This is a genomic window from Pseudonocardia endophytica, from assembly GCF_004339565.1.
GTDB classification, from domain to species: Bacteria; Actinomycetota; Actinomycetes; order Mycobacteriales; family Pseudonocardiaceae; genus Pseudonocardia; species Pseudonocardia endophytica.
The window spans coordinates 450,520-470,577 of the sequence record NZ_SMFZ01000002.1; the positions used below are offsets into that span (position 1 = coordinate 450,520).

General features: G+C 73.4%; 21 protein-coding genes. 7 read left to right on the forward strand and 14 right to left on the reverse strand.

Going from position 1 to position 20,058, the window contains the following annotated elements:
- Positions 1-346: 346 nt before the first annotated feature.
- Positions 347-475, reverse strand: coding sequence for a PIN domain-containing protein (locus EV378_RS36795; protein ID WP_279389656.1), 129 nt, complete (start codon positions 473-475; stop codon positions 347-349).
- A 69-nt stretch (positions 476-544) separates the two neighbouring features.
- Between EV378_RS36795 and EV378_RS20950 the strand changes: the two genes are divergently transcribed.
- The gene (locus EV378_RS20950) at positions 545-1,090 is read left to right on the forward strand and encodes a DUF2231 domain-containing protein (RefSeq protein ID WP_132428883.1); all 546 of its coding nucleotides are present in this window, start codon (positions 545-547) and stop codon (positions 1,088-1,090) included.
- A 178-nt stretch (positions 1,091-1,268) separates the two neighbouring features.
- Positions 1,269-1,865 carry a cadmium resistance transporter gene (locus EV378_RS20955; protein ID WP_132428885.1) on the forward strand — a complete coding sequence of 199 codons (597 nt, stop codon included), beginning with the start codon at positions 1,269-1,271 and terminating at the stop codon, positions 1,863-1,865.
- Positions 1,866-2,212: 347 nt separating this feature from the next.
- Here the strand turns inward: EV378_RS20955 and EV378_RS20960 are convergent, their stop codons facing one another.
- The 6 genes from EV378_RS20960 to EV378_RS20985 all read right to left on the reverse strand — a co-directional run bounded on the left by EV378_RS20960 (position 2,213) and on the right by EV378_RS20985 (position 9,006).
- Positions 2,213-3,196: a helix-turn-helix domain-containing protein gene (locus EV378_RS20960; protein WP_243653682.1), complete on the reverse strand. Its 984-nt coding sequence runs from the start codon at positions 3,194-3,196 to the stop codon at positions 2,213-2,215.
- Between the two features lie 108 nt (positions 3,197-3,304).
- On the reverse strand, positions 3,305-4,753 hold the full coding sequence (gene rox / locus EV378_RS20965; protein ID WP_132428889.1) for a rifampin monooxygenase: 1,449 nt from the start codon (positions 4,751-4,753) through the stop codon (positions 3,305-3,307).
- 95 nt (positions 4,754-4,848) lie between these two features.
- Complete coding sequence (locus EV378_RS20970) at positions 4,849-5,607, reverse strand: tyrosine-protein phosphatase (protein WP_132428891.1); 759 nt, start codon at positions 5,605-5,607, stop codon at positions 4,849-4,851.
- A gap of 15 nt (positions 5,608-5,622) precedes the next feature.
- The gene (locus tag EV378_RS20975; RefSeq protein WP_132428893.1) at positions 5,623-6,420 is read right to left on the reverse strand and encodes an SMP-30/gluconolactonase/LRE family protein; all 798 of its coding nucleotides are present in this window, start codon (positions 6,418-6,420) and stop codon (positions 5,623-5,625) included.
- A gap of 4 nt (positions 6,421-6,424) precedes the next feature.
- Positions 6,425-7,183 (reverse strand): helix-turn-helix domain-containing protein, encoded by a 759-nt coding sequence (locus EV378_RS20980; protein ID WP_132428895.1) that lies wholly within the window; start codon positions 7,181-7,183, stop codon positions 6,425-6,427.
- Positions 7,184-7,368: 185 nt separating this feature from the next.
- On the reverse strand, positions 7,369-9,006 hold the full coding sequence (locus tag EV378_RS20985) for a CocE/NonD family hydrolase (RefSeq protein ID WP_341540448.1): 1,638 nt from the start codon (positions 9,004-9,006) through the stop codon (positions 7,369-7,371).
- A gap of 139 nt (positions 9,007-9,145) precedes the next feature.
- Between EV378_RS20985 and EV378_RS37105 the strand changes: the two genes are divergently transcribed.
- The gene (locus tag EV378_RS37105; RefSeq protein WP_424511270.1) at positions 9,146-9,346 is read left to right on the forward strand and encodes an FDXHR family putative zinc-binding protein; all 201 of its coding nucleotides are present in this window, start codon (positions 9,146-9,148) and stop codon (positions 9,344-9,346) included.
- 1 nt (position 9,347) lies between these two features.
- Here the strand turns inward: EV378_RS37105 and EV378_RS20995 are convergent, their stop codons facing one another.
- Entirely contained in the window at positions 9,348-9,608 is a 261-nt protein-coding gene (locus tag EV378_RS20995) for a cupin domain-containing protein (RefSeq protein ID WP_132428899.1), read from the reverse strand.
- A 141-nt stretch (positions 9,609-9,749) separates the two neighbouring features.
- Positions 9,750-10,751 carry a patatin-like phospholipase family protein gene (locus tag EV378_RS21000; RefSeq protein ID WP_132428901.1) on the reverse strand — a complete coding sequence of 334 codons (1,002 nt, stop codon included), beginning with the start codon at positions 10,749-10,751 and terminating at the stop codon, positions 9,750-9,752.
- 207 nt (positions 10,752-10,958) lie between these two features.
- On the opposite strand from EV378_RS21000, the gene EV378_RS21005 reads away from it, so the two are divergent.
- From EV378_RS21005 to EV378_RS21015, 3 genes are all read left to right on the forward strand, one after another.
- Positions 10,959-11,738: a class I SAM-dependent methyltransferase gene (locus EV378_RS21005; RefSeq protein ID WP_132428903.1), complete on the forward strand. Its 780-nt coding sequence runs from the start codon at positions 10,959-10,961 to the stop codon at positions 11,736-11,738.
- A 258-nt stretch (positions 11,739-11,996) separates the two neighbouring features.
- On the forward strand, positions 11,997-13,232 hold the full coding sequence (locus EV378_RS21010; RefSeq protein ID WP_132428905.1) for a serine hydrolase domain-containing protein: 1,236 nt from the start codon (positions 11,997-11,999) through the stop codon (positions 13,230-13,232).
- A 14-nt stretch (positions 13,233-13,246) separates the two neighbouring features.
- The gene (locus EV378_RS21015) at positions 13,247-13,648 is read left to right on the forward strand and encodes a phage holin family protein (protein ID WP_132428907.1); all 402 of its coding nucleotides are present in this window, start codon (positions 13,247-13,249) and stop codon (positions 13,646-13,648) included.
- A gap of 47 nt (positions 13,649-13,695) precedes the next feature.
- Here EV378_RS21015 and tenA read toward each other — a convergent pair whose 3' ends face one another.
- The gene (gene tenA, locus EV378_RS21020; RefSeq protein WP_132428909.1) at positions 13,696-14,364 is read right to left on the reverse strand and encodes a thiaminase II; all 669 of its coding nucleotides are present in this window, start codon (positions 14,362-14,364) and stop codon (positions 13,696-13,698) included.
- Positions 14,365-14,510: 146 nt separating this feature from the next.
- Here tenA and EV378_RS21025 point away from each other — a divergent pair, with 146 nt between their 5' ends.
- A complete protein-coding gene (locus EV378_RS21025; RefSeq protein ID WP_243653683.1) occupies positions 14,511-14,726 on the forward strand; it encodes a hypothetical protein in 216 nt (71 codons plus the stop codon).
- Positions 14,727-14,732: 6 nt separating this feature from the next.
- Here EV378_RS21025 and EV378_RS21030 read toward each other — a convergent pair whose 3' ends face one another.
- The 4 genes from EV378_RS21030 to EV378_RS21045 form a co-directional block, all read right to left on the reverse strand.
- The gene (locus EV378_RS21030; RefSeq protein WP_132428911.1) at positions 14,733-15,083 is read right to left on the reverse strand and encodes a hypothetical protein; all 351 of its coding nucleotides are present in this window, start codon (positions 15,081-15,083) and stop codon (positions 14,733-14,735) included.
- A 244-nt stretch (positions 15,084-15,327) separates the two neighbouring features.
- Positions 15,328-16,584, reverse strand: coding sequence for a cytochrome P450 (locus EV378_RS21035; protein ID WP_132428913.1), 1,257 nt, complete (start codon positions 16,582-16,584; stop codon positions 15,328-15,330).
- A gap of 36 nt (positions 16,585-16,620) precedes the next feature.
- Positions 16,621-19,740, reverse strand: coding sequence for a helix-turn-helix transcriptional regulator (locus tag EV378_RS21040; protein ID WP_165922409.1), 3,120 nt, complete (start codon positions 19,738-19,740; stop codon positions 16,621-16,623).
- A gap of 61 nt (positions 19,741-19,801) precedes the next feature.
- Entirely contained in the window at positions 19,802-19,996 is a 195-nt protein-coding gene (locus tag EV378_RS21045; RefSeq protein WP_132428917.1) for a hypothetical protein, read from the reverse strand.
- Between the last annotated feature and the right edge of the window lie 62 nt (positions 19,997-20,058).

The following is a 20,058-nucleotide window of genomic DNA, read 5'->3' on the forward strand; positions in this document are numbered from 1 at the left end:
GCCGGGCTCCGCCCGAACCCGACACCGCTCGGAGACCATGAAGGATCCGCGGCCGGGCGCGTGTGGAGGCCGGTCACGACGGCAGCAGGATGAGGCCGTCGTGCTCGGTGAAGTCGGCGAAGTCCTTGATGTTCAGCGTCGCGAGTGGGACGTCGTTGGCGATGCACGTGGCGGCGATCCACGAGTCGTTCACCGGCTGTGAGCGTCCGCGGAGCCGGGCGGCGGCGTTGATCCGACCCCAGGTCCGGGCGACCGTCTCATCCGAGTCCAGGACCACGACGTGGGCGAGCCAGTCGTCGAGCTGGTCGCGGGTCCGGTGTCCCCAGTGCCGGATCTCGGCCCACTGTCACAGTTCGGCGACGGTCACGAAGGTGACGCACCACGTGGCGCCGATCAGTCTGGTAGCCACCGGCCCGGTGAGGCGGTTCTCGAGGGCCTGGGAGGCGACGTCGTCGTCCAGGACGACGGGCCGCATCGGTTGCGCTGTCGGTCGTCATGATCGCGGTATGGCCACGGTACGGCGGCGGGCACGATCATCGCGGCCGTGTCCACGATCGACGGGCTTCCCGCCCACATCCTGCTCGTGCACGCGGTCGTCGTACTCGTGCCGCTCAGTGCGCTGCTGATCCTGCTCGTGGCGTTCTGGCCCGCCGCTCGACGACGCCTCGTCTGGCCGACCGCGATCCTCTCGGTGGTGGCCCTGATCTTCGTCCCGCTGACGACCGAGGCAGGCGAGTGGCTCGAGCAACGGGTCGCGCGGACCCCGCTGGTGAGCACCCATACCGAGATCGGGGACACGATGCTGCCGTGGGCGATCGCCATGGCCGTCGTCGCCATGGTCCTGCTGGGCCGTCACCTTCTCGGCTCGCGTCGATCCGGCGGACGGGACGCTCCCGGCGCGGCCACGGCCACCGGTCCCGGAACCACATCGGGGCAGCCGGGCGGGACCGTCGTGACCGTCGTCGTCGGGCTGCTGGCCGTCGTCGTGGCCGCGGGCTCCGTGTTCACCGTCTACCGGATCGGCGAGTCCGGGGCACGGGCCGCCTGGACCGGTCAGTTCTCACAGCAGGCCCGGGTCGGGCCACCCTGACGGGCCGCCGCCGGGCGGCGGCTGAAACGCAGGTCCGTCCGGGACGCGGTCACGAGCCGCGGTCGGCCGACCGGTGACGATCCGTGGCGCCGTCCGAGCGGCGCGCCGAATCGGGCATCCCCGACACTGAGGCCTGTCGCGTCGACCGGCGCGGTCGCTGCCGAGCCGGAGAGGTCCCGTGTCGTTGTCCGTGATCGCCCAGGCTGCGGGCATGTTCGCGGTGACGAACATCGACGACATCCTGATCCTGGCCCTGTTCTTCGCCCGGGTCGCCGGTAACCGGCGGGGCGTGCCGGACGTGGTCGTCGGTCAGTACCTCGGGTTCGCCGGGATCCTCGCCGGCGCCGTCGTCGGAGCCCTGGCGGCCGGGCTGCTGCCGGAGTCGGTCCTGCCCTACCTCGGTCTGCTGCCGTTGCTGCTGGGGATCCGGGCAGCCCGGGCGGCATGGCGCGAACGCCACGACACCGGCGACGAGTCCGGTCCGGGGGACGGCGACGTCGGGATCCTCACCGTCGCGCTGGTCACCCTCGCCAACGGTGGCGACAACATCGGTGTGTACGTCCCGGTGTTCGCCACCGCCGGAACCGCCGGGATGATCACCTACGTCGTGGTGTTCCTCGTGCTCGTCGGCGTGTGGTGCGTCGCCGGTCGCTTCCTTGCGACCCGGCCGCCCGTCGCCCGGACGCTGGCCCGGTGGGGGCACGTCATCCTGCCGGTCGTCCTGATCGGCATCGGTCTGATCATCCTCATCGAGGGCGGGGCATCCGGACCCTGATCCGGCAGGCCCTGGAGCACACGACGGCGCGACCCCCGATGGCAGGGGCGGCGCCGTCGTCGCGGAACGGTTCGGGAACCGACGGTCACTCGGTGGCCTTGTTGTACGCGCAGTTCGCCGCCCCGCCTGCCGCGCCCGCGGCGGCTCCGCCGGGACCACCGGACGAACGACGACATCATTTCTCCTTGCTGTCGCCCGAGGACCGGCCGGGCCGGTCCGGCCTCGAGCGCTGCTCGACGATCCGTGGACGTCCCGGTCTCGGCCCGTCGATGGTCGACCGGAGCGCGAACGGGACGTTAGGGACGAACGTCGGGAGGGCTCCCGAGATCGTCTCGCACGGGAGGGGCTCAGCGCCGCAACGTGTCGCGGGGCTGGCAGCCGTAGGCGTGCCGGTACTGGACCGCGAAGCGGCCCGGGTTCGTGAACCCCCATCGTGCAGCGATCTCCGCGACGGAACCGCCGCGCGTCGGGTCCGCGTCCAGCAGCTCACGACGGGCGCGCTCCATCCGCACCCGCCGCAGCTCCTCCAGCGGGGTGCTGCCCCGCTCCTTGCGGAACGCGACCTGCAGGCCGCGCACACCGATACGGGCCGCCGCGGCGATGTCCTCGACGCCGATGTCCTCGGCGGCGTGCTCGTCGATGAACGTCAGCGCCCGCCGTAGCGCCGCCGGCCTCGACCAGCCGGGCGGCGAGGCGGAGTCGGCCAGCAGCCGGAGAGCGGAGTTGTCGAACGTCGTCACCGCGGCCGTCGCCAGCAGCCGGGCCGTGCTCGCCTGGACGAGCGGGCTCGCCGCCGCGACGTCGTTGGCCATCACGTCGTCACGCACGTGATGGACGACGCCCATCCAGTACTGCGCGGCCGCTGCCGACACGGGGGTCATGCCGCTGAACGTCAGCTTGTCCGGAGCGATCCCGACGGCGGTCGCGACGCGGTCGAGCGCGGGCCTGGCGACGGTCACGAGCTCCTCGTCGAGGTCGTCCATGTCGACCCACCATCCCTCGCGGTGGGTCGGCATCAGCACCGGTGCACCCTCTTCGGCGACCACCGAGTCCCGGCCCGCCCCGGCGGTCAGACGGCCCCTGGTGCGCTCCAGCACGATCAGCGACGGGTTCGTGCCGAGCGCGCCGACATGCACGGACATGCTGTAGCGCACGCGCGCCAGCGCGAACTCGGGCGCGGTGAGTCCGGAGTGGACGAACTCGAAGTCCTCGGTGGTGCCCGAAGGGCTGACCGTGAAGTCGACGTAGGCCGTCCGCAGCTCGTGGTTCGCCTCCTCCGGGTCCCGGGACCGGACGTCGAACCCGGCAGGCGGGGTTGCCTCCCGCTCCACCCGCACACCCCCGAGCCCCGTCGACCGCTTGCGTTCCCCCCACGCGCACCCTAGCCGCCGGGAGGCTCCCCGCCCGTTCGTACAGTCCTTCCGGAGAGGTCCGCGACCCTACGACGCAGAGGCGGGTTCGACGGTCGCGGCGCCGAACCACAGGGACAGGCTCGCGAGCAGCTCCTCCTGGTCGTCCCCGGTCCAGACGACGTGACCGTCCGGGCGCAGCAGCACGGCGGGCACGTCGAGCGCGTCGGACCCGTCGACGACGTGGTCGATCCGGTCCGCCCACCCCGGCACCGACAGCCGTCCGGTCCGGTCGAGCAGTAGACCGCGCCCCCGTCGTTGCAGCTCGAACAGGCGCCCGTGCCCCAGTGGCAGGTCGCGAAGCCGTCGCCCGACCAGGGCGTGACCGCCGCCGAGGTCGTACCGGATGCCGATCGCGGTGATCTTCTCGATCAGGTGGCGGTTGACGTCGTCGAAGCTCATCAGCTCGCGCATCAGCCTGCGGACGGACTGTGGCCCGGGCTCCGGGGTCATCAGGAGCGTCTGGGCGCGCGTGTTGTTCAGGACGTCCTCTGCCACCGGGTGCCGCTCGGCGTGGTAGCTGTCCAGCAGGCCCTCCGGCGCCCAGCCGTCCACGGCGGCGGCGAGCTTCCAGCCGAGGTTGACCGCGTCCTGGATGCCGAGGTTGAGGCCCTGTCCTCCGACGGGCGGGTGGACGTGCGCGGCGTCGCCGGCCAGGAACGCGCGACCGGAGCGGTACCGCTCGGCCTGCCGGGTCGCGTCGCCGAAGCGGGACAGCCAGCGCGGGGAGTGCACGCCGAAGTCGGTGCCCGCCACCGCACGCAGCCGTTCCCGGACCTCCTCCAGCGTCGGGGCCTCGCGCCCGCCGCTGGCCTCCGCCGCGGGCACGACGAGCCGGTACGTGCCGCCGCCGGTCGGGTTCGGTCCGACGCCGAACCAGGGGCGGGTCTTCCGGACCTCGGCCACCACCTCGGTCACCGTCTCCGGATCGACGCCGATGTCCACCTCGCCGATCAGCGTCTCGATCCGGGTGGGTTCGCCGGGGAAGCCGACTCCGAGCAGCTTGCGCACGGTGCTGCGGCCGCCGTCGCAGCCCACGAGGTACCGGGAACGCAACCGCGAGCCGTCGGCCAGCTCGGCGGTCACCCCGTCGTCGTCCTGCTCCAGTCCGACGACCTCACAGCCGCGACGTACCGCAGCGCCGAGCTCGGTGGCGTGTTCGGTCAGCAGCCGGTCGGTGACGGGTTGCGGGATGCCGAGGACGTACCCGTGTGCGGTGTCCAGATCGTCCGGCGCCCGCTGGGTGATGGCCGCGAAGAAGCTGCCGAGCGGATACTGCGTCCCCTCCGCGAGGAACCGTTCCAGCAGGCCGCGCTGATCCATGATCTCGATGCTGCGGATGTGCAGGCCGAGCGACCGGACGACCGGTGTCGGCTCCTCGTCGCGCTCCAGCACGAGGACGTCCACCCGGTGCAGCCTCAGCTCGGCGGCCAGCATCATGCCGGTCGGCCCGCCACCCACCACGATCACGTCGAACACGAACCCCCCGTTCCCGCCGGATTTCTGCAGGTGACCCGGCTACGGGCGGAGATTCTGAGGGGTGGACGGGGTCTTGTGGCAAGGCCCCGGTCGCGCTATACGTTGAAGTGGGAGGAGAAGCGTGCACGCGTCGCGGTGATCTCGTCGTCGGTCAGGCCGCCCTCGCGCAGCACCGCTTCCGCGTCGATCCGGTCGACCGCGTCCAGCGCAGCACTGTGGACGGTCGTTCCGTGCCGCCGCAGCGAGGCGTCGATCAGCGCGTCCTGGTCCGGTGCGCCGATGGCCGCGAGCACGGACGGCACCGTCCGCGCGGCCTCCGCGTAGTCGTCCGCGATCGCCTCGCGGCTCACGCCGGCCAGCGACAGCAGCAGGAGCGCCAGCAGGCCCGTCCGGTCCCGTCCGGCTCCGCAGTGGAACACGATCCCGCCGGGACGGGCGCGCGCCACGGCACGGACGGCGTCGGCGCAGCGCTCCGGCTTCCGCGCGGCGAACAGCGGGTAGTAGAGCGGCGTCCCGTCCAGTCCGGACGAGCGGATCTCGTCCCAGAGCGCGACGTCGTCGACGTCGTCGAGCGGGACGCGGACGCGGTCCATCTCGGACGGTGGTGCGGCCGTGGTCGGTGCGTCCCGGAACACCGCGGAGCCCGGGAGCGGGGCGTCGGCGCGGGGGACGAGCTCGTCGTCGTTGCGGAGGTCGAGCACGGTGCGCACACCTGCCACCCACGCGTCGTCCCAACCCGCGGGCGTCACGAAACGCAGTGTCGCGGAACGGAACACGCCGGCCGTCGTCGTCCCTCCGCCGCGCAGCGGCAGACCTCCGAGACCACGGGTGTTCGCGAACCCGTCCCACGGCACGGCGCGGTCCACGGCTCAGGGCCGCCCGGCGTGCGGGACGTCCACCCGCTCGGTGACCACGACGCCCTCGGACGCGCCACCGTCGCGCCAGGCGTTCGCCGTGATGTAGAGCGTGCGGCCGTCGTCTCCGCCGAGCGTGCAGGAGAAGCAGCCGCGGTCGGCCTCGACCACCTGGAGCACCTCGCCGCCCTCTGCCACCCGCACGCACCGCCTGCCCGGCACCTCGGCGAACCAGCAGGCGCCGTCGGCGTCGAGGCAGATGCCGTCCGGTGCCGCGCCCTCGCCGAGATCCGCCCACACCCGGCGGTCGGTCAGGTCGCCGCCGTCGGTGATGGTGAACGCGGTCAGCCGTGCCGCGTGCGACTCCGCGACGATCAGCGTCGAGCCGTCGGGTGTCACCGCCATGCCGTTCGGGAACCAGACGTCCTCGGCGACGATGCGGTGGCTCCCATCCGGGTGCACGACGCCGACGACGCCCGGCTTCGGCGTCTCGCCGGGCATCGCCCCGGGCATGTCGACCCAGGCACGTCCCTCCGCGTCGACGACGATCTCGTTCCAGGCCGTCCCCGGAAACCCGTACGGCGCGAGCTCCGTGCCGACCTTCACCCCGTCCCGCGTCGTGGCCAGCAGCCGTCCGTCGGGCAACCAGTCGATCGAGAACGGCAGCCCGTCCACGCGGGCGACGGTCTCGCGGGCGCCGCCGTCGTCGAAGACCAGGATCTCGCCGGTCGTCCAGTCGCACATCCAGAACCGGCCGTCGTGCCAGCGGGGGGACTCGCCCATCGCGATCCCGGTCGCGAACGTCTGCGTCATACCGTCAGGACCGCTTCCGGGCCGCGTTCTCATCGCGCGCGACCGCCTGGTTCAGCTTCTCGGTGCGGATCATGACGTCCAGCTGGGCCGGGTTGTAGAGGTCCCGCAGGGCCAGCCCGAACGTCTTTTGGGCGTGTCGCGCTCCGCGCGGTGCGTCGGCGTGCAGGTCCGCCAGCGCGGGGTACTCGACGACGATCTCGCGCATCGCCGGGGCGAGGCGCTCGGCCAGCGCCTGCCGGGTGGCCTCGTCGGCGTCCTCCGGCAGGTCGTCGAAGTCCTTCATCTCCGGGCCGTTCTCGTAGGTCTGGAGCATCTCGGCGTAGGTCTTCAGCCCCTGCGGACCGAGCACCCGGCCCGCGACGACGAGGAACGCCCTGTCCGCCTCGGACAGCTCCGACCGCGCCCTCGTCGGGGCGAGATCGGCGGGCAGGTCCGTCGGCGTGGACTCGCGCAGGATCTCGGCCAGCTCGGCGCGCACGCCCTCGAGGCGCTCGATCGTCTCGGCCAGCTCCGTGTCCAGCTTGCGGAGCTCCTGCTCGGGGTGCTCGTCGGCGTCGCCCAGCTCGGCGATCTGGCCGAGCGAGAACCCGAGGTCGGTCAGCCGCTTGATCCGCAGGACCCGGACCAGGTGCGCGACGCCGTACTGCTTGTAGCCGTTGGAGCGTCGCTCGGGCTCGGCCAGCAGGCCGACCTCGTGGTAGTGACGCACGGCCCGCACGCTGGTGCCGGCCAGCTCGGCGATCTGGCGGGTACTCCAGGCCATCTGCGGCATCTCCCCCGAATCGGACCGCCCCCTGCGGCACCATCCTGGCCCATGAGCGTCGGGCGTGTCGTCCTCGTCGTGATCGGCGACCTCCCCGGCGGCGGGAAGTCGACGGGCGACCCGGGCACGCCGGGTTCAGGCTGATCCCGGTCGCTCGCGACCTCCGTACCGTCTCCTGAGGACGGTCAGGGGTGGTAGGGCAGGAGCACGTGCGACGGGTGGTCGGCGCCGTGGCGGACCTCGTAGCGGATCGGGCGCACGGTCGTCGCCGAGGCGACCGGGTCCTCGGTGCCGTGGTGGCGGGCGAACCGCGGGAACGCCGCGCCCGCGATCTGCACCCGTAGCCGGTGCCCGGCCCGGACGCGGTATCCGGTGGGGCTCAGCGCGAGCCGGACGACGACCGTCCCGTCCGGCGCCTCGGCCTCCGAGCCGGGGCGCAGGCGGTGCATGCCGTCGGTGATGTTGAGCGAGCGGCCGTCCGGATCGACGTCGCAGAGCCGGACGAACACGTCACCGAGCCCGGAGTCGGTCCGCAGGTAGACGACGGCGCCGACCTCGCCCAGCAGGTCGGTGTCGGTGGCCAGCGGGGGTCCGGTGAACACGAGCACGTCGTCACGGGCCTCGGTCGGGCGGTTGTCGTGCTGCTTCGACGGCGGCTGCAGCATCGGCCCACCGACGGTCGGCGTCGGGTCGGCCGGGTCGTAGACGAAGCGGTCCGCGACGTCCTCGGTCGCCGGGCCGTCGGCGGACAGACGGCCGCCCGCGGCCAGGTGCCAGCGGGTCGGCACTGCGGCGGGCGGCGGCCACGACGGCAGGTCGGTCCAGCGATCGGCGTGCTGGACGTAGACGCGGACCGGCGCGCGGCCGTCGTCGGGGGCGCCGTTCAGGTGCCGGTCCAGCCAGCCGACCATCTCGTGGGCGGTCGTCGCGATCGAGCCGCGGTCGCCGTGCGTCCACGCGCCGATCGTGATCCGCGCCGTCGCACCGCCCGCCTGCAGTGCGGCGAAGTCGACGAGCTGGCGATCCAGGAACAGGTCCCACCAGCCGGTGACCATGCTGACCGGCGGCATCGCGGCGGCGTCGAACCCGTCGTGCTCCGCGGGCGCCCAGAACTCGCGGGCCCGCTCGGCGTTGTCGACGAAGTCGCGCCAGAACACGACCGGCGCCCCGGTCAGCGCGACGTCCGCGGCCTGCAGCGGCAGCGACTCCACCGCGCGGCGCTTGCGCCGCGAGAAGATCGGCGTGGCGAGGAACCCGGTGACCGCGCCGATGCGCTCCTGTCGCCCGATCTGGTTCACCCAGCTCGCCAGGTTCAGCAGCCCCGGTGCGCCACCCGGGTAGAACGTGCTGGTGAACTCCGACGCCGTGATGTCGGCGTTCATCGACACCAGGCCGGGATCGGCGTACGGGGCGATCGCCCACTGGGTGTGGCCCACGTAGCTCGGCCCGACCGTCGACACCCGCCCGTCCGACCACTCCTGCGCACGCAGCCAGGCCAGCGTGTCCAGCCCGTCGGACCGCTCGTGCAGGAACGGCCGGAACTGCCCGCCGGACCCGAACGTGCCGCGCGTGGACTGGACCAGCACCTGGAACCCGCGCCGGGCCAGTAGCGACCCGATCATCGTGCCGAGACCGTGCCTGCCGTACGGGGTCCGCATCATCACGGTCGGCCGCGGCCGGAGCGGGCCGGGGGCGCGGTAGAGCGTGGCCAGCAGCTCCACCCCGTCCGACATGGGGACGCGCAGGGAGTCGTCGGTCACATACACGGACGGCGGGTCGTCGAACCCGAGCTGCCGGTCGACCAGCCGTGCCGCGATGCCCACCGCGTCCACCTCCACATTCGCGTCCGCCTACACGGACGATCGTAGGGATCCCCGTCCGGCCCCGCCCCGACGGAGCCGGACGGGGTAGCCCGGAAGTGTCGGTGCCCCGACGTAGCCTGCGCCCGTGCAGTTGGTGCGGATGTGGTGTTGCGAGCGCGAGTGGGTGGGTCCCGACCGGGCACACTGCTGCGCTCGCACCGGGGGATGCGGACACGTGTTCGACGACGCGGAGCTCTGGGACACGCACCGCAGGCGGGGCGTCTGCATGGATCCCGGGGAACTCGGGCTGATGCAGACCCGCAACGGCATCTGGCTCCGCGCGCTGGACCACGCGGGGTGAGTCACCCGCGGGTGATCCCGCGGAACACGGCGGGTTCGGTGCCCGGGTTGTGCACCGACGCCAGGTCGAGCCCCGTGAACCAGAGCACGGCTCCGGTCCGGAACGTCCGCCTCCCGCCCGCCTTGCAGCGCAGCTCGATCTCGCCCGCCTCGACGACGATCAGCGCGCCCTGCCACTCGTCCTCGTCGTGCGGACGGTCCTCGCCGGGGGCGACGGTGATCGACCGCGAGTGGAACGACGACGACGCAGCCTGGCCGTCCATCTCCACCCCCTCCGCGCCGGGGTGACCGGTCCTCCGGTACCCACCCGATCCGACCGGCGCGACCTCGGGAACTCATCGGTACGCCGACCATCGCCCGGGATCCGGTTCGCCGGACGTGGCCGGTGGGGGCCGGGGCGGCGTTCAGGCCCCGATCGCGGCCTCGGAGTCCGGATCGCCGATCGCGACCGTGACGGCCTCGTGGCCGTACTCGGCGGCGAGCGCGACCCGCTCACGGTCGGTGGTCAGCCCCCGCACACCCGCAGAACGGCACGGCGTGATGGTCAGCAGATGCGCGCCCGCGCGGCCCGGATGAGCCGCGTCGGTGATCAACCGCAGGCTCTCGCCGTGCCGGGCGACGTCCTGGGTCATCATCCCCAGACCGGGCGCGAGCAGGTCCAGCGAGCGGGCCCACAACGGCGTGCGGTCGCCGGGGTCGTGGCGGCTGAGCTCGCCGACGGTGCGGGTCATCAGGGCGAGGACGTGGGTAGCGCCGTCGCGCAGCGCCCGTGCCACCGGCAGCGGGTCGCCGACCGACCCGTCGATCCACTCCTCGTCGTCGATCGTCACCGGGCGGCCGGTCAGCAACGGGATCGCGGCCGTCGCCCGCATCGCCCGCTTCCACTCGTCGCCCCTGCTCATCCCGGTCAGCGCGTGCGGGCTGAGGTCGCCCGCGCGGGTGACCAGCACGTGCAGCGGCACCGGGCTGTCGGCGAGCGACTGCCACTCGGTCGGCTTGGAGTGCACGAGGATGTCGTCGAGCAGGTGGTCCAGCGAGACCACCGGCCTGCGGCTCCCGAACCGGCGCGGGTCGATGAAGTCCCGCGAGGCCATGTCGTCGGAGAAGATGCGCGCCGCGTCGGCGCCGTGCCCGAGCACCAGCGCCGTGCCGACGAACGCACCGGCCGAGGCGCCGTAGACCGTGTCGACGCTCTCGGCGAGCCCGGCCTCCTCCAGCGCGTGCACCATCCCGCCCGCGTAGGCGCCGCGCATCCCGCCGCCACCGACGACGAGCGCCAGCGAGTGTGGATCGGCGCGTTCACCCGGACGGCTGCCGGATGCGCGGCGGGCCAGCATCAGGTCGAGGACCTCGCGGTCGCCGTGGTCGCCGCGGGCGGGAGCGGCCGGCTCGGGTCGGGTCGGCATGCCTCCATCATCCGAGAAACCTCCTCCCGGTGCGGCCCCGGACCCGGGTCGACCCGCTCACAGACCGCGCACCGCTGTCCGCGTGCCGCGTGGCGCCGGGTCAGGGGCGCCCACCGGAACGCCCTCCGACCGCTGTTAGGTTCCGCCGCGACGGGGGTGGCAGTGAGTCGACGGGGCACAGGGGAGCTCGGTCCGCTGGAGCGGACGATGCTCGCACCGCTGCGGGCGAGAGCGCAGGACGCGAGACGGCGTCGGCCGGTCTCGCCGGATCCGCTCGCCGTGGGCCTCGCCTCGGAGTTCGACGGTGTGCCGTCGAACCGGTTCGACGACATCGCCACCGTGCTGCGGGGCGCCGTGTTCGACCACTGGGTCCGGGAGTTCCTCGACGCGCACCCGGGCGGCACCGTCGTCGAGCTGGGGGCCGGGCTGAACACCCGGGCCGAGCGGCTGGCCGGTCGCGGGGGTGGCCGGGTGGACGCCACCTGGGTCGACGTGGACCTGCCTGCCGTGGCCGAGCTGCGTCGCGAGCTGCTGCCCGGCACCGAGCGCCGCCTGGTCGCCGGCTCGGTGCTGGACGAGGACTGGCTGGACGTGGCCCGCGAGATGCCGGCGCCGTACCTGCTGGTGTCCGAGTCGGTGCTCACGTTGCTGCCCGAGCAGGGCGTGCAGCGGATCGTGTTCACGGCCGGGTCGATCCTGCCCGGCGCGACGCTGCTGACAGACACGATCGGGCGGACGACGGCGTCGTACCTCGAACGCAGCGAGCCGTTGTCGTCGGGATCCCTGACGTTCGACTGGACCTGCGAGGACCCGGCCGAGCTGCAGCCGTGGGGCCTGCGGCTGCTGGAGTCCCGCAACGTCGCCGCCGTCCCGGACGCGGTGTCGCGGGCGTTGTCACCGGCGGCGCGGGCGCGGGCCACCGCCCTGCGGATGACGTCGCGGCTGCGCGGCCACAACCTGGCGCGCTACGAGCTGCTCGCGCCCTGATCGCCGGAGGGCGGACGGGGAGTTGTCGCGCGCCGTGGCCCGGGTGTGCTCCCCAGCCTCCCGGACCACGGCATCGCGATCCCTCGCCGTCGGACGCTCCCCAGCTCCCGGCGGCGGGCGCGGCACCGGACCCCCGCCCGGGCGCGCTGTGCACCTTGAGTGCACGTTCACTACATCGAGAAGTGTGCGCCTCGCGTGACGACTCGGACCTACACATCATCAGAAGTGCGTAGGCGCCTGCCCGGTAGTGTCGGACGGGTGAGCGAAGCGAAGATCGAGGCCGATCCCTCCGAGGTCGGGCTGGACGCGGAGCGGCTGGCCCGTGTGGACTCCCACTTCCGCCGCTACGTCGACGACGGACGGCTCCCCGGCTGGTCGATCGCGGTGGCGCGCAAGGGCCGGATCGCGCACCTGAGCCACTACGGCGTCCTGGATCTGGAGGACCGCCGACCGGTCGGGGACGACTCCCGGTGGCGCATCTACTCGATGACGAAGCCGATCACGTCGGTCGCCGCGCTGATGCTCTGGGAGCAGGGCGCGCTCGAGCTGACCGACCCGGTGTCGCGCTACATCCCGGAGTTCGCGGACCAGCGCGTCTACCGCAGCGGCTCCGCGCTCAACCCGGGCACGGACGCGGCCGCCGGCCCGATGCGGATCTGGCACCTGCTGACGCACACCTCCGGTCTGACGTACGGCTTCCACCACGCGCATCCGGTGGACGAGATGTACCGCTCCGCGGGATACGAGTTCGGTGCCCCGCGCGGGGTGGACCTGGCGGGCGCCTGCGCGGTGTGGGGCGGCCTGCCGCTGCTGTTCGAGCCCGGCACCGAATGGAACTACTCGGTCGCGACCGACGTTCTCGGGCGCGTCGTCGAGGTCGCGTCCGGCACGACGCTGGACCGCTTCTTCGCCGAGCGGATCCTCGGTCCACTGGGGATGGACGAGACCGGCTTCCGGGTGGACGCCGACGACCAGCGTCTGGCCACGTTGTACGCCGTCCGGCCCGGTGGTGAGCTGGTCCGCAACGGCGCGCTCGGCGACTCCATCACCCGCGAGCCGGAGTACCTCTCCGGCGGCGGAGGGCTCGCCTCGACGCTCGGCGACTACCACCGCTTCGCGCAGATGCTGGCCCGCGGAGGCGAGCTGGACGGCGTCCGGTTGCTCGGTCCGCGCACGCTCGCCCACGCGACCCGGAACCACCTTCCCGGCGGCGCGGACCTGGACACGTTCGGTCGGCCGATCTTCGCCGAGTCCGCGTTCACCGGTGTCGGGTTCGGTCTCGGCTTCTCCGTGGTGATCGACGGGCCGGCCAGCCATCAGCTCGCGAGCGAGGGCACGTTCGCGTGGGGAGGCCTGGCGTCGACGGCGTTCTGGGTCGACCCGGCCGAGGACCTGACGGTGCTGTTCATGACGCAGGTGATGCCGTCGAGCGCCTACCCGATCCGGGCGCAGCTGCAGACGCTCGTCTACCAGTCGATCGTCGACCAGGACTGAAGGAGGAGCCGGAGATGGCTGTCTCGAACGGACTCGCGTTCGTCGTCCGCGTGCTGGTGGTCGCCGTATCGCTGTGGGTGGCGGTCGTGCTCGTGGACGGCATCGAGCTCGGCGGATCCTCGACGAGCGCGCGGATCGGCACGCTGCTCGTCGTCGCGCTGATCTTCGGCGTGGTGAACGCCGTGGTGAAACCCGTGATCAAGACGCTCGGGTGCCCGCTCTACGTGCTCACGCTCGGCCTGATCGGCCTCGTCGTGAACGCCCTGCTGTTCCTGCTGGTCGGCTGGCTCGCGGGGTTGCTCGACCTGCCGTTCCAGGTCGACGGGTTCTGGTCCGGCTTCTGGGGCGCGATCATCGTGGCGATCGTCGGCTTCGTGCTGCACCTGATCATCCCCGACAAGATCGACGGGCGCTGAGCGGAGCTCCGCCGAGCGACCGTCGACGCCGAGCCTCCCCGACCGGCTCAGATCGGCCAGCCCTCCGTCCGGTGGGCGGCGTCCCAGAACATCCACTCGTAGCGCGAGGTCGTGGTGAAGTGCTCGCGCATCAGCCCGAGCTCCCGCTCGGACGCCACCGCGCCGATCCGGTCGGTCGCGTCCAGCACCGCCTCGACGACGCCCTGGTACTCGTCCCCGCCGTACATCTCGATCCAGCGCCGGTACAGCGGATCCGGCGAGCCGCCGTCGAGCAGGTGCTCCCCGACCTTCGCGTAGATCCAGTAGCAGGGCAGCACCGCGGCCACCGCCTCGGCGTAGGAGCCGGAGTGGGCGGTGGCCAGCAGGTAGCTGACGTACGCCTGCGTGGCCGGGGCCACAGGAAGCGTGCGGGCCTGCTCGGACGTCAGCCCGAGGCCGTCCAGCAGGTCGCCGTGCAGCTCCTGCTCGGCCGCGATCGCGCCGCCCGCGTGCTCGGCGAACATGGCGAGCTCGTCCTCTCCGGGCGACTTCGCGGCGCACACGGCGAGCGCCCGGGCGTATCCGCGCAGGTAGTGGGCGTCCTGGACGATGTAGTGCCGGAACGCGTCGTGCGGGAGCGTCCCGTCGGTCAGCCCGGTGACGAACGGGTGCCCGAGGATCGCGTCGTGGATGCCGGTGACGTCGGACCACAGAAGGTCCCGTGTGCGGTCGGCCATGGGCCCACCGTAATCGGGTGTTTATCTGAGACTCGCCCCACTTGTGCCGCCGTTCCCGCGTTCGTGGGTCACCATGGAAGAGGCGATGCGACTCAGCGCGGAGCGTGCCGAGCACTTCACAACCCGACATCGCGGAGGTGATGGGCATGGAGCCTGCACCGATGGACCACCACGAGAAGATGCGCATCCGTGCGGCGGCGTTCCGTGCGACGCGTATCTACCCGGGTCCGGTTGGCGAGCTGGTCTCGCGGGAGCTGCTGTCCTGGGAGGACTTCGGGTACCGCCTCGGCGGGAACCGGCTGGTCATGGAGCTGGTCGAGCACGTACTGAAGAACGCGGAGACGCGTCCGGACGCGGCCTGACGGTCGTCAACGCAAGGTGGACGACGCGACCGTCGCGGCGTCCCCGGTCGGCGCGACGCCGTCGGTGAGACCCGCGGTGGCCGCCGCGGCGACGAGCATCGCGGCCAGCGTGACGACGCTGCCGGTACGGGCGGCGATCGTGACCAGCCCAGCGGTCCTGGTCCGGGACGTGGCCCGGGCGGACCGGGCGCGCTGCTGCGCCTGAGCGGTCTGTGGGGTACGGACGGGCTCGGCGATCCGGTGGCGACCGGGGTGCTGGTCCGGCGCCGTGTCGACGGGCCGACGCGGGGTCGGGATCTGCGGGGTGGCGGCGCGCGGGGCCGGCACGAACAGGCCGGTGGCGGAGAACGCGGTCATGGGGTTCACCGATCTCGGGGAGCGGAGCCCTCGACGGTCGGTCGGGGGCCGGGTCCGGACCGGTGCGCGCTACCGGCCCTACGCCCCGGATGTCGGCCGGGTCGTGAGGTCCGTTATCCCAGCACAGACGGCATCAACCTTCTTGATGAGGCCCACACCCCATCGGTGACGCGCTTCCACCCGGACGCCCACTCGGCGTAACGGATCGTGCCTCTCGCTCACCCGAACGCGACGGCCGATGGGCTCAGCGCCCCCGCGCCGACACCGCCACCGGGAGGTGCTTGATGCCGTTGATGAACATCGACCGGAGCCGGCGCGGCTCGCCGGTCACGGTGACGTCCGGTGTCCGGCGCAGCAGCTCGGTGAACACGGCCGCGATCTCCCGTCGGGCGAGGTGCGCGCCGAGGCAGAAGTGCGGACCGGGACCCCCGAACCCGACGTGCGGGTTCGGCGAGCGGCGGACGTCGAAGCGGTCCGGGTCGGTGAAGTACTGCGGGTCCCGGTTCGCGGCCCAGTAGAACAGCGCCACCTTCGCGTCCACGGGCAGCTCGGTACCGCCGAGCACGGCCGGCTCGGACAGCGTGCGGCGCATGTAGATGACCGGAGAGGCCCACCGGACGATCTCCTCGACGGCGCCCGGTGTCACGCCGTCCGGGTCGGCCAGCCACGCGGCGCGCTGGTCCGGGTTCTCGGTGAGCAGCTGCAGGCCCCAGCTGATCGCGTTCCGGGTGGTCTCGTTGCCGGCGACGACGAGCAGGATGAAGAAGCTCGCGAGCTCGTCCGGGGTCAGCCGCTCGCCGTCGATCTCGGCGTTGACCAGCGCCGACGTCACATCGCCGGTCGGCGTGGCTTCGCGGGCGCGACCCATCTCCCGCATCAGCTCGGCCAGCTCGGCACCCGCCCGGAGCAGCGCCCCGACGATGTCGCCGGAGTCCGGCACGTACTCCGGGTCGGCCGCCCCGAGGATGACGTTCGTGCGGTCGTAGACGAACCGGTACTGGCTCCGCGGCACGCCCATCATCTCGCAGATGACGGTCAGCGGGAGCCGGGCGGAGATCGTCTCGACGGCGTCGCACTCCCCGGCGTCCACCAGGTCGTCGACGATCGACGCGGCCGTCCGGTCCACGACCTCGGCCAGGTCCTGCAGCCGGCGCGGGGTGAAGCCGCGGGAGACGATCCGGCGCAGCCGCGCATGCCGCGGGTCGTCGGTGTTGATCATCGAGCCGAAGAACTCGGTGAACTCCGGCGGGGTGTCCGCGACCGACGTCGCTCCCGATCCGGAACGGAACACGCCGGGCGTGCGGCTGGCCGTCGCGATGTCGTCCAGGCGGGTCAGCGCGTAGAAGCCGTCGCCGGGGTCGACGAACGCCGACGGCGGCTGCTCGAACCACGGGACGCCGCTCTCGGCCCGCAGCGCAGCGAATCCCGCGGCGCGCTCGACGATCGGGGCCGTCCAGAAGCCGTCGAGATCGGACAGGTCGGCCGCGTGCTGAATCGGCATCGTCGCCGCTCCCTCGTCCTCGTGGATCGTCCGGTCCTACGTAGCACGACCGGCCCGCCGCGTCGATCCGTCGCCCGCGACCAGCAGCCCGCGCTCGTAGGCGAGGGACACCGCCTCCGCGCGCCCCGCCGCACCCAGCTTCGCCATCAGCCGGGACAGGTGGACGCTGACCGTCTTCTCGCTGATGAACAGTTCCTCGCCGATGCGCCGGTTGGTCAACCCGAGCGCGACCTGCTCGAGCACGGCGTGCTCGCGGGGGGTGAGCGGGCCCGTCGTGACGTCACCGACCACCGGACGGCCGGCGTCGCCGACCGCACGGTCCGCGGCCGCGCGGATCGCGGTGCCGGACTGCGCCGCGAGAGCGGCCACCGCGCCGGACAGTGGACGCGCACCCAGCTCGTCGGCCACGGCCGCGGCGGCCCGCAGGTCCTCGGCCGCGGCGCGGCGCAGATCGGCCGGGTCCGCAGGCCGGTCCGGGTCGCGGCCGGCGTCCGTCCGCCTGCCCGCGGACCCGTTCGCGGCGGCTCTCCCGGCACGTGCGAGCAACGCCTCCGCGCGGCGGTGGCGGGCCTGGGCCTCGCGGTACCGGTCGCCGTAGCCGAACCCGTCGACGACGGCGGTCCACGCGTCGGGGGACGGCACGTCGTGCACGCGGGTGTGCTCGGCGCGCGCCTGGAGCAGCCACGCGCGGCCCTCCGGCCCGATCGCCGTGCCGCGGGGGAGCCCGCGTTCCGCGACCGTCTCCACGGAGTGGAGCAGCGCGTCGGCCTCGGCGCGGAACCGGTCCGCGTCGGCGGGGTGCGCGGCCGCCCGGTCGGCGAGTGCAGCGATCCCGAGCGCGCTCAGCACCAGCTCGCCCAGGTGGTACGGCACCTCCAGCCGCAGGCGCCGGAGCGCGGCGTCCACCCGTTCCGTGGCCGTCGTGGGGTCCGACCGCCACAATGCGCACTCGGCGCCGGCCTGACCGAGCAGCAGGGCCGTCTGGTCGTGCATCGGCTCCACGGTGCCGAGAGAACGGATCCGGGCCTCGGCGTCGTCGAGCTCGCCGCGCGCCACCGACACGAGCAGGCCGGCCGCGGCGACGAGCCCGGCCACACCCGCGGACACGGCCGGACCGACGGACGCCGCGATCCGGCCGGCGACGTCCCACTCACCGCGCTGGAACGCGACCCGCAGGTGACCGACCTTGTGGTCCAGCCCGTACCCGCCCCAGCTGATCCCGTAGTCGGCGGCGCGGCTCTCTCCCGAGGCGAACTCCTGCTGCGCGGCGTCCAGCATGCCGTCCTCCAGGAACGAGACCCCGCGGTTCCACATCGTCCGCAGCTCGACCATCGGATTGCCGGACGCGGCGGCCAGCGTGACGGCCTCGGCGAGCAGCGTGCGGGCCCCTTCCGCTCCGCCGTCGATCTGGGCGTGGAACGCGCACGTGATCAACGCGTCGGCCTCTGCGGCGAGTACGTCGCGGCGGGTCGCCTCGTCCGGTGCGCCGGCCTCCAGTACCGCCCGCGCGACGACGGCGGCCCGTTCGGCGTGCGCACGGCTCGGCTCGAGCAGGTCGAACCGGAGCGCCGCGCGTCCGGCGACGGCGTGCGCCCACGCGAGATCGGGGCCGGGGGCGTCGCCCTCGAGCAGGGCGACCGCCTCGTCGGTGACCGTGACGGTCTCCTCCATCAGCGCGCCGACGTCCAACAGCCGCAACGCATACCGGATCCGGGCGTCCGCGCGGTCCAGACGGTCACCGAGCGCGTCGGCGAGCTCCACGGCCCTGCGGCCCAGCGCCGCTCCGCGCTCCGGATCGCCCGATGCACTCGCCGCCCACGCCGCCTCCCGGGTGAGCCGCGTCTCCGGCGCGCCCGCGACGGACTCGGGGTCCTCGACGGCGGGCCAGATCTCCAGTGCCCGCTCCAGATGCAGCAGCATCTCGGCCGGCCCGCCCCGGCGTGCCGCCTCGGATGCCGCCCGTACGGACGCGGCCAGCGCCCGTGGCAGGTCGTGCGCGGCGAACGCGTGGCGGGCGAGGTCCGCGGCCGCGCCGGGCTCGTCGGGGCGTTCGGCCAGGAGATCCGCGAACCGGGCGTGCAGCCTGCTCCGCTCGCCCGGCAGCAGGTCGTCGTGCACGGCCTCCCGCAGCAGCGCGTGCCGGAACGAGTAGGCGTCCTGACCGTCCGGGACGAGGACGTGGTGCACGACCGCCTCGCGCAGCGCGGCCTCCAGCTCGTCGACGCCGAGTCCGGACGCGGCGGCGAGCAATTCGTGACGCACGCTCCGGTCGGCCACCGAGGCGACCCGCAGCACCGCGCGGGCCGGGGCGGACAGCTGCTCGCTGCGCGCCAGCAGGAGCTCGGCGAGCCCGTCCGGCAGGCCGCCCGACCCGCTGCTCCCCGAACACCCGGCGGCGACGAGCTCCTCGGCGAAGAACGCGTTCCCCTCGCTGCGGTCCGCGATCCGCGCCACCTCGTCGGTGGTCGCGGCGTCACCGCTGAGGGCGCGGACCAGCTCCCGGGTGCGGTCCAGGTCCAGCGGGGCCAGGTCCAGCCGGGTCACGGCGGGCAGGCGGGCGAGCTCTGCGAGGACCGGCCGCAGGGGGTGCCTGCGGTGGAGGTCGTCCGAGCGGTAGGTGCCGACGACCGCCAGGTGCTGGGCGTCGAGACGGGACAGCAGGAAGGCGAGCAGCTCGCGGGTCGACCGGTCGGCCCAGTGCAGGTCCTCGACGGCGAGCAGCAACGGGCGTTCGCCGCCCGCAGCGGTGAGCGCCGACAACATCCCGTCGAACAGCTGCAGACGGCCGAGCTCCCGGTCCGGTGGACGGTCGACCGCCGGGTCCGGCTCGGCCTCCAGCCACGGCGCCAGCCTGCGCAGTGCGGGCCACCGGTCCAGCAGGTCCGGCAGCGGTCCGCGCAGCGCGGACAGCGCCTCGGTGAACGGGAGGTACGGCAGCGACGCGTCCCCGATGTCCAGGCACCGCCCGACGACGACGTGCGCGTCCCCCGCGGCGCCGGCCAGCTCGGCCACGAGCCGGGACTTGCCCACCCCTGCGTCCCCGGACAGCAGCACGGCGCCCGCCCGCCCGGACCGCGCCCGGTCCAGCACGGCCAGCAGCTCGGCCCGTTCGGCGTCCCGCCCGACCAGGCCGATCCCCGCTCCCGGTCTCGGCACGGCGGTCATCGTGGCACGGCCCACCGACAGTTCCGGCCGGATATCGCCAGCGGAGAACGGATCAGGCGCAGCGCCCGACCTGCTCGGCGACGGTGAGGCGGGTACCGGCTCGTGCGCGACGGGCCCTGCGCGCCGCCCGCATCGCACGCGCCGCCGTGCGGGCGAGGCGGAACGACTCCGCCTCGGTCGTGTACCTGTCCCGCCGCTCGGCGACGAGTGCGGTCAGGGCGTCCATCGGGATCTCGTTGGTCAGCACGACGTTCACGCTCGTCCTGAGGGGTGCCCCGGCGGATCCGACGATCACGCACGTCCGGCGCT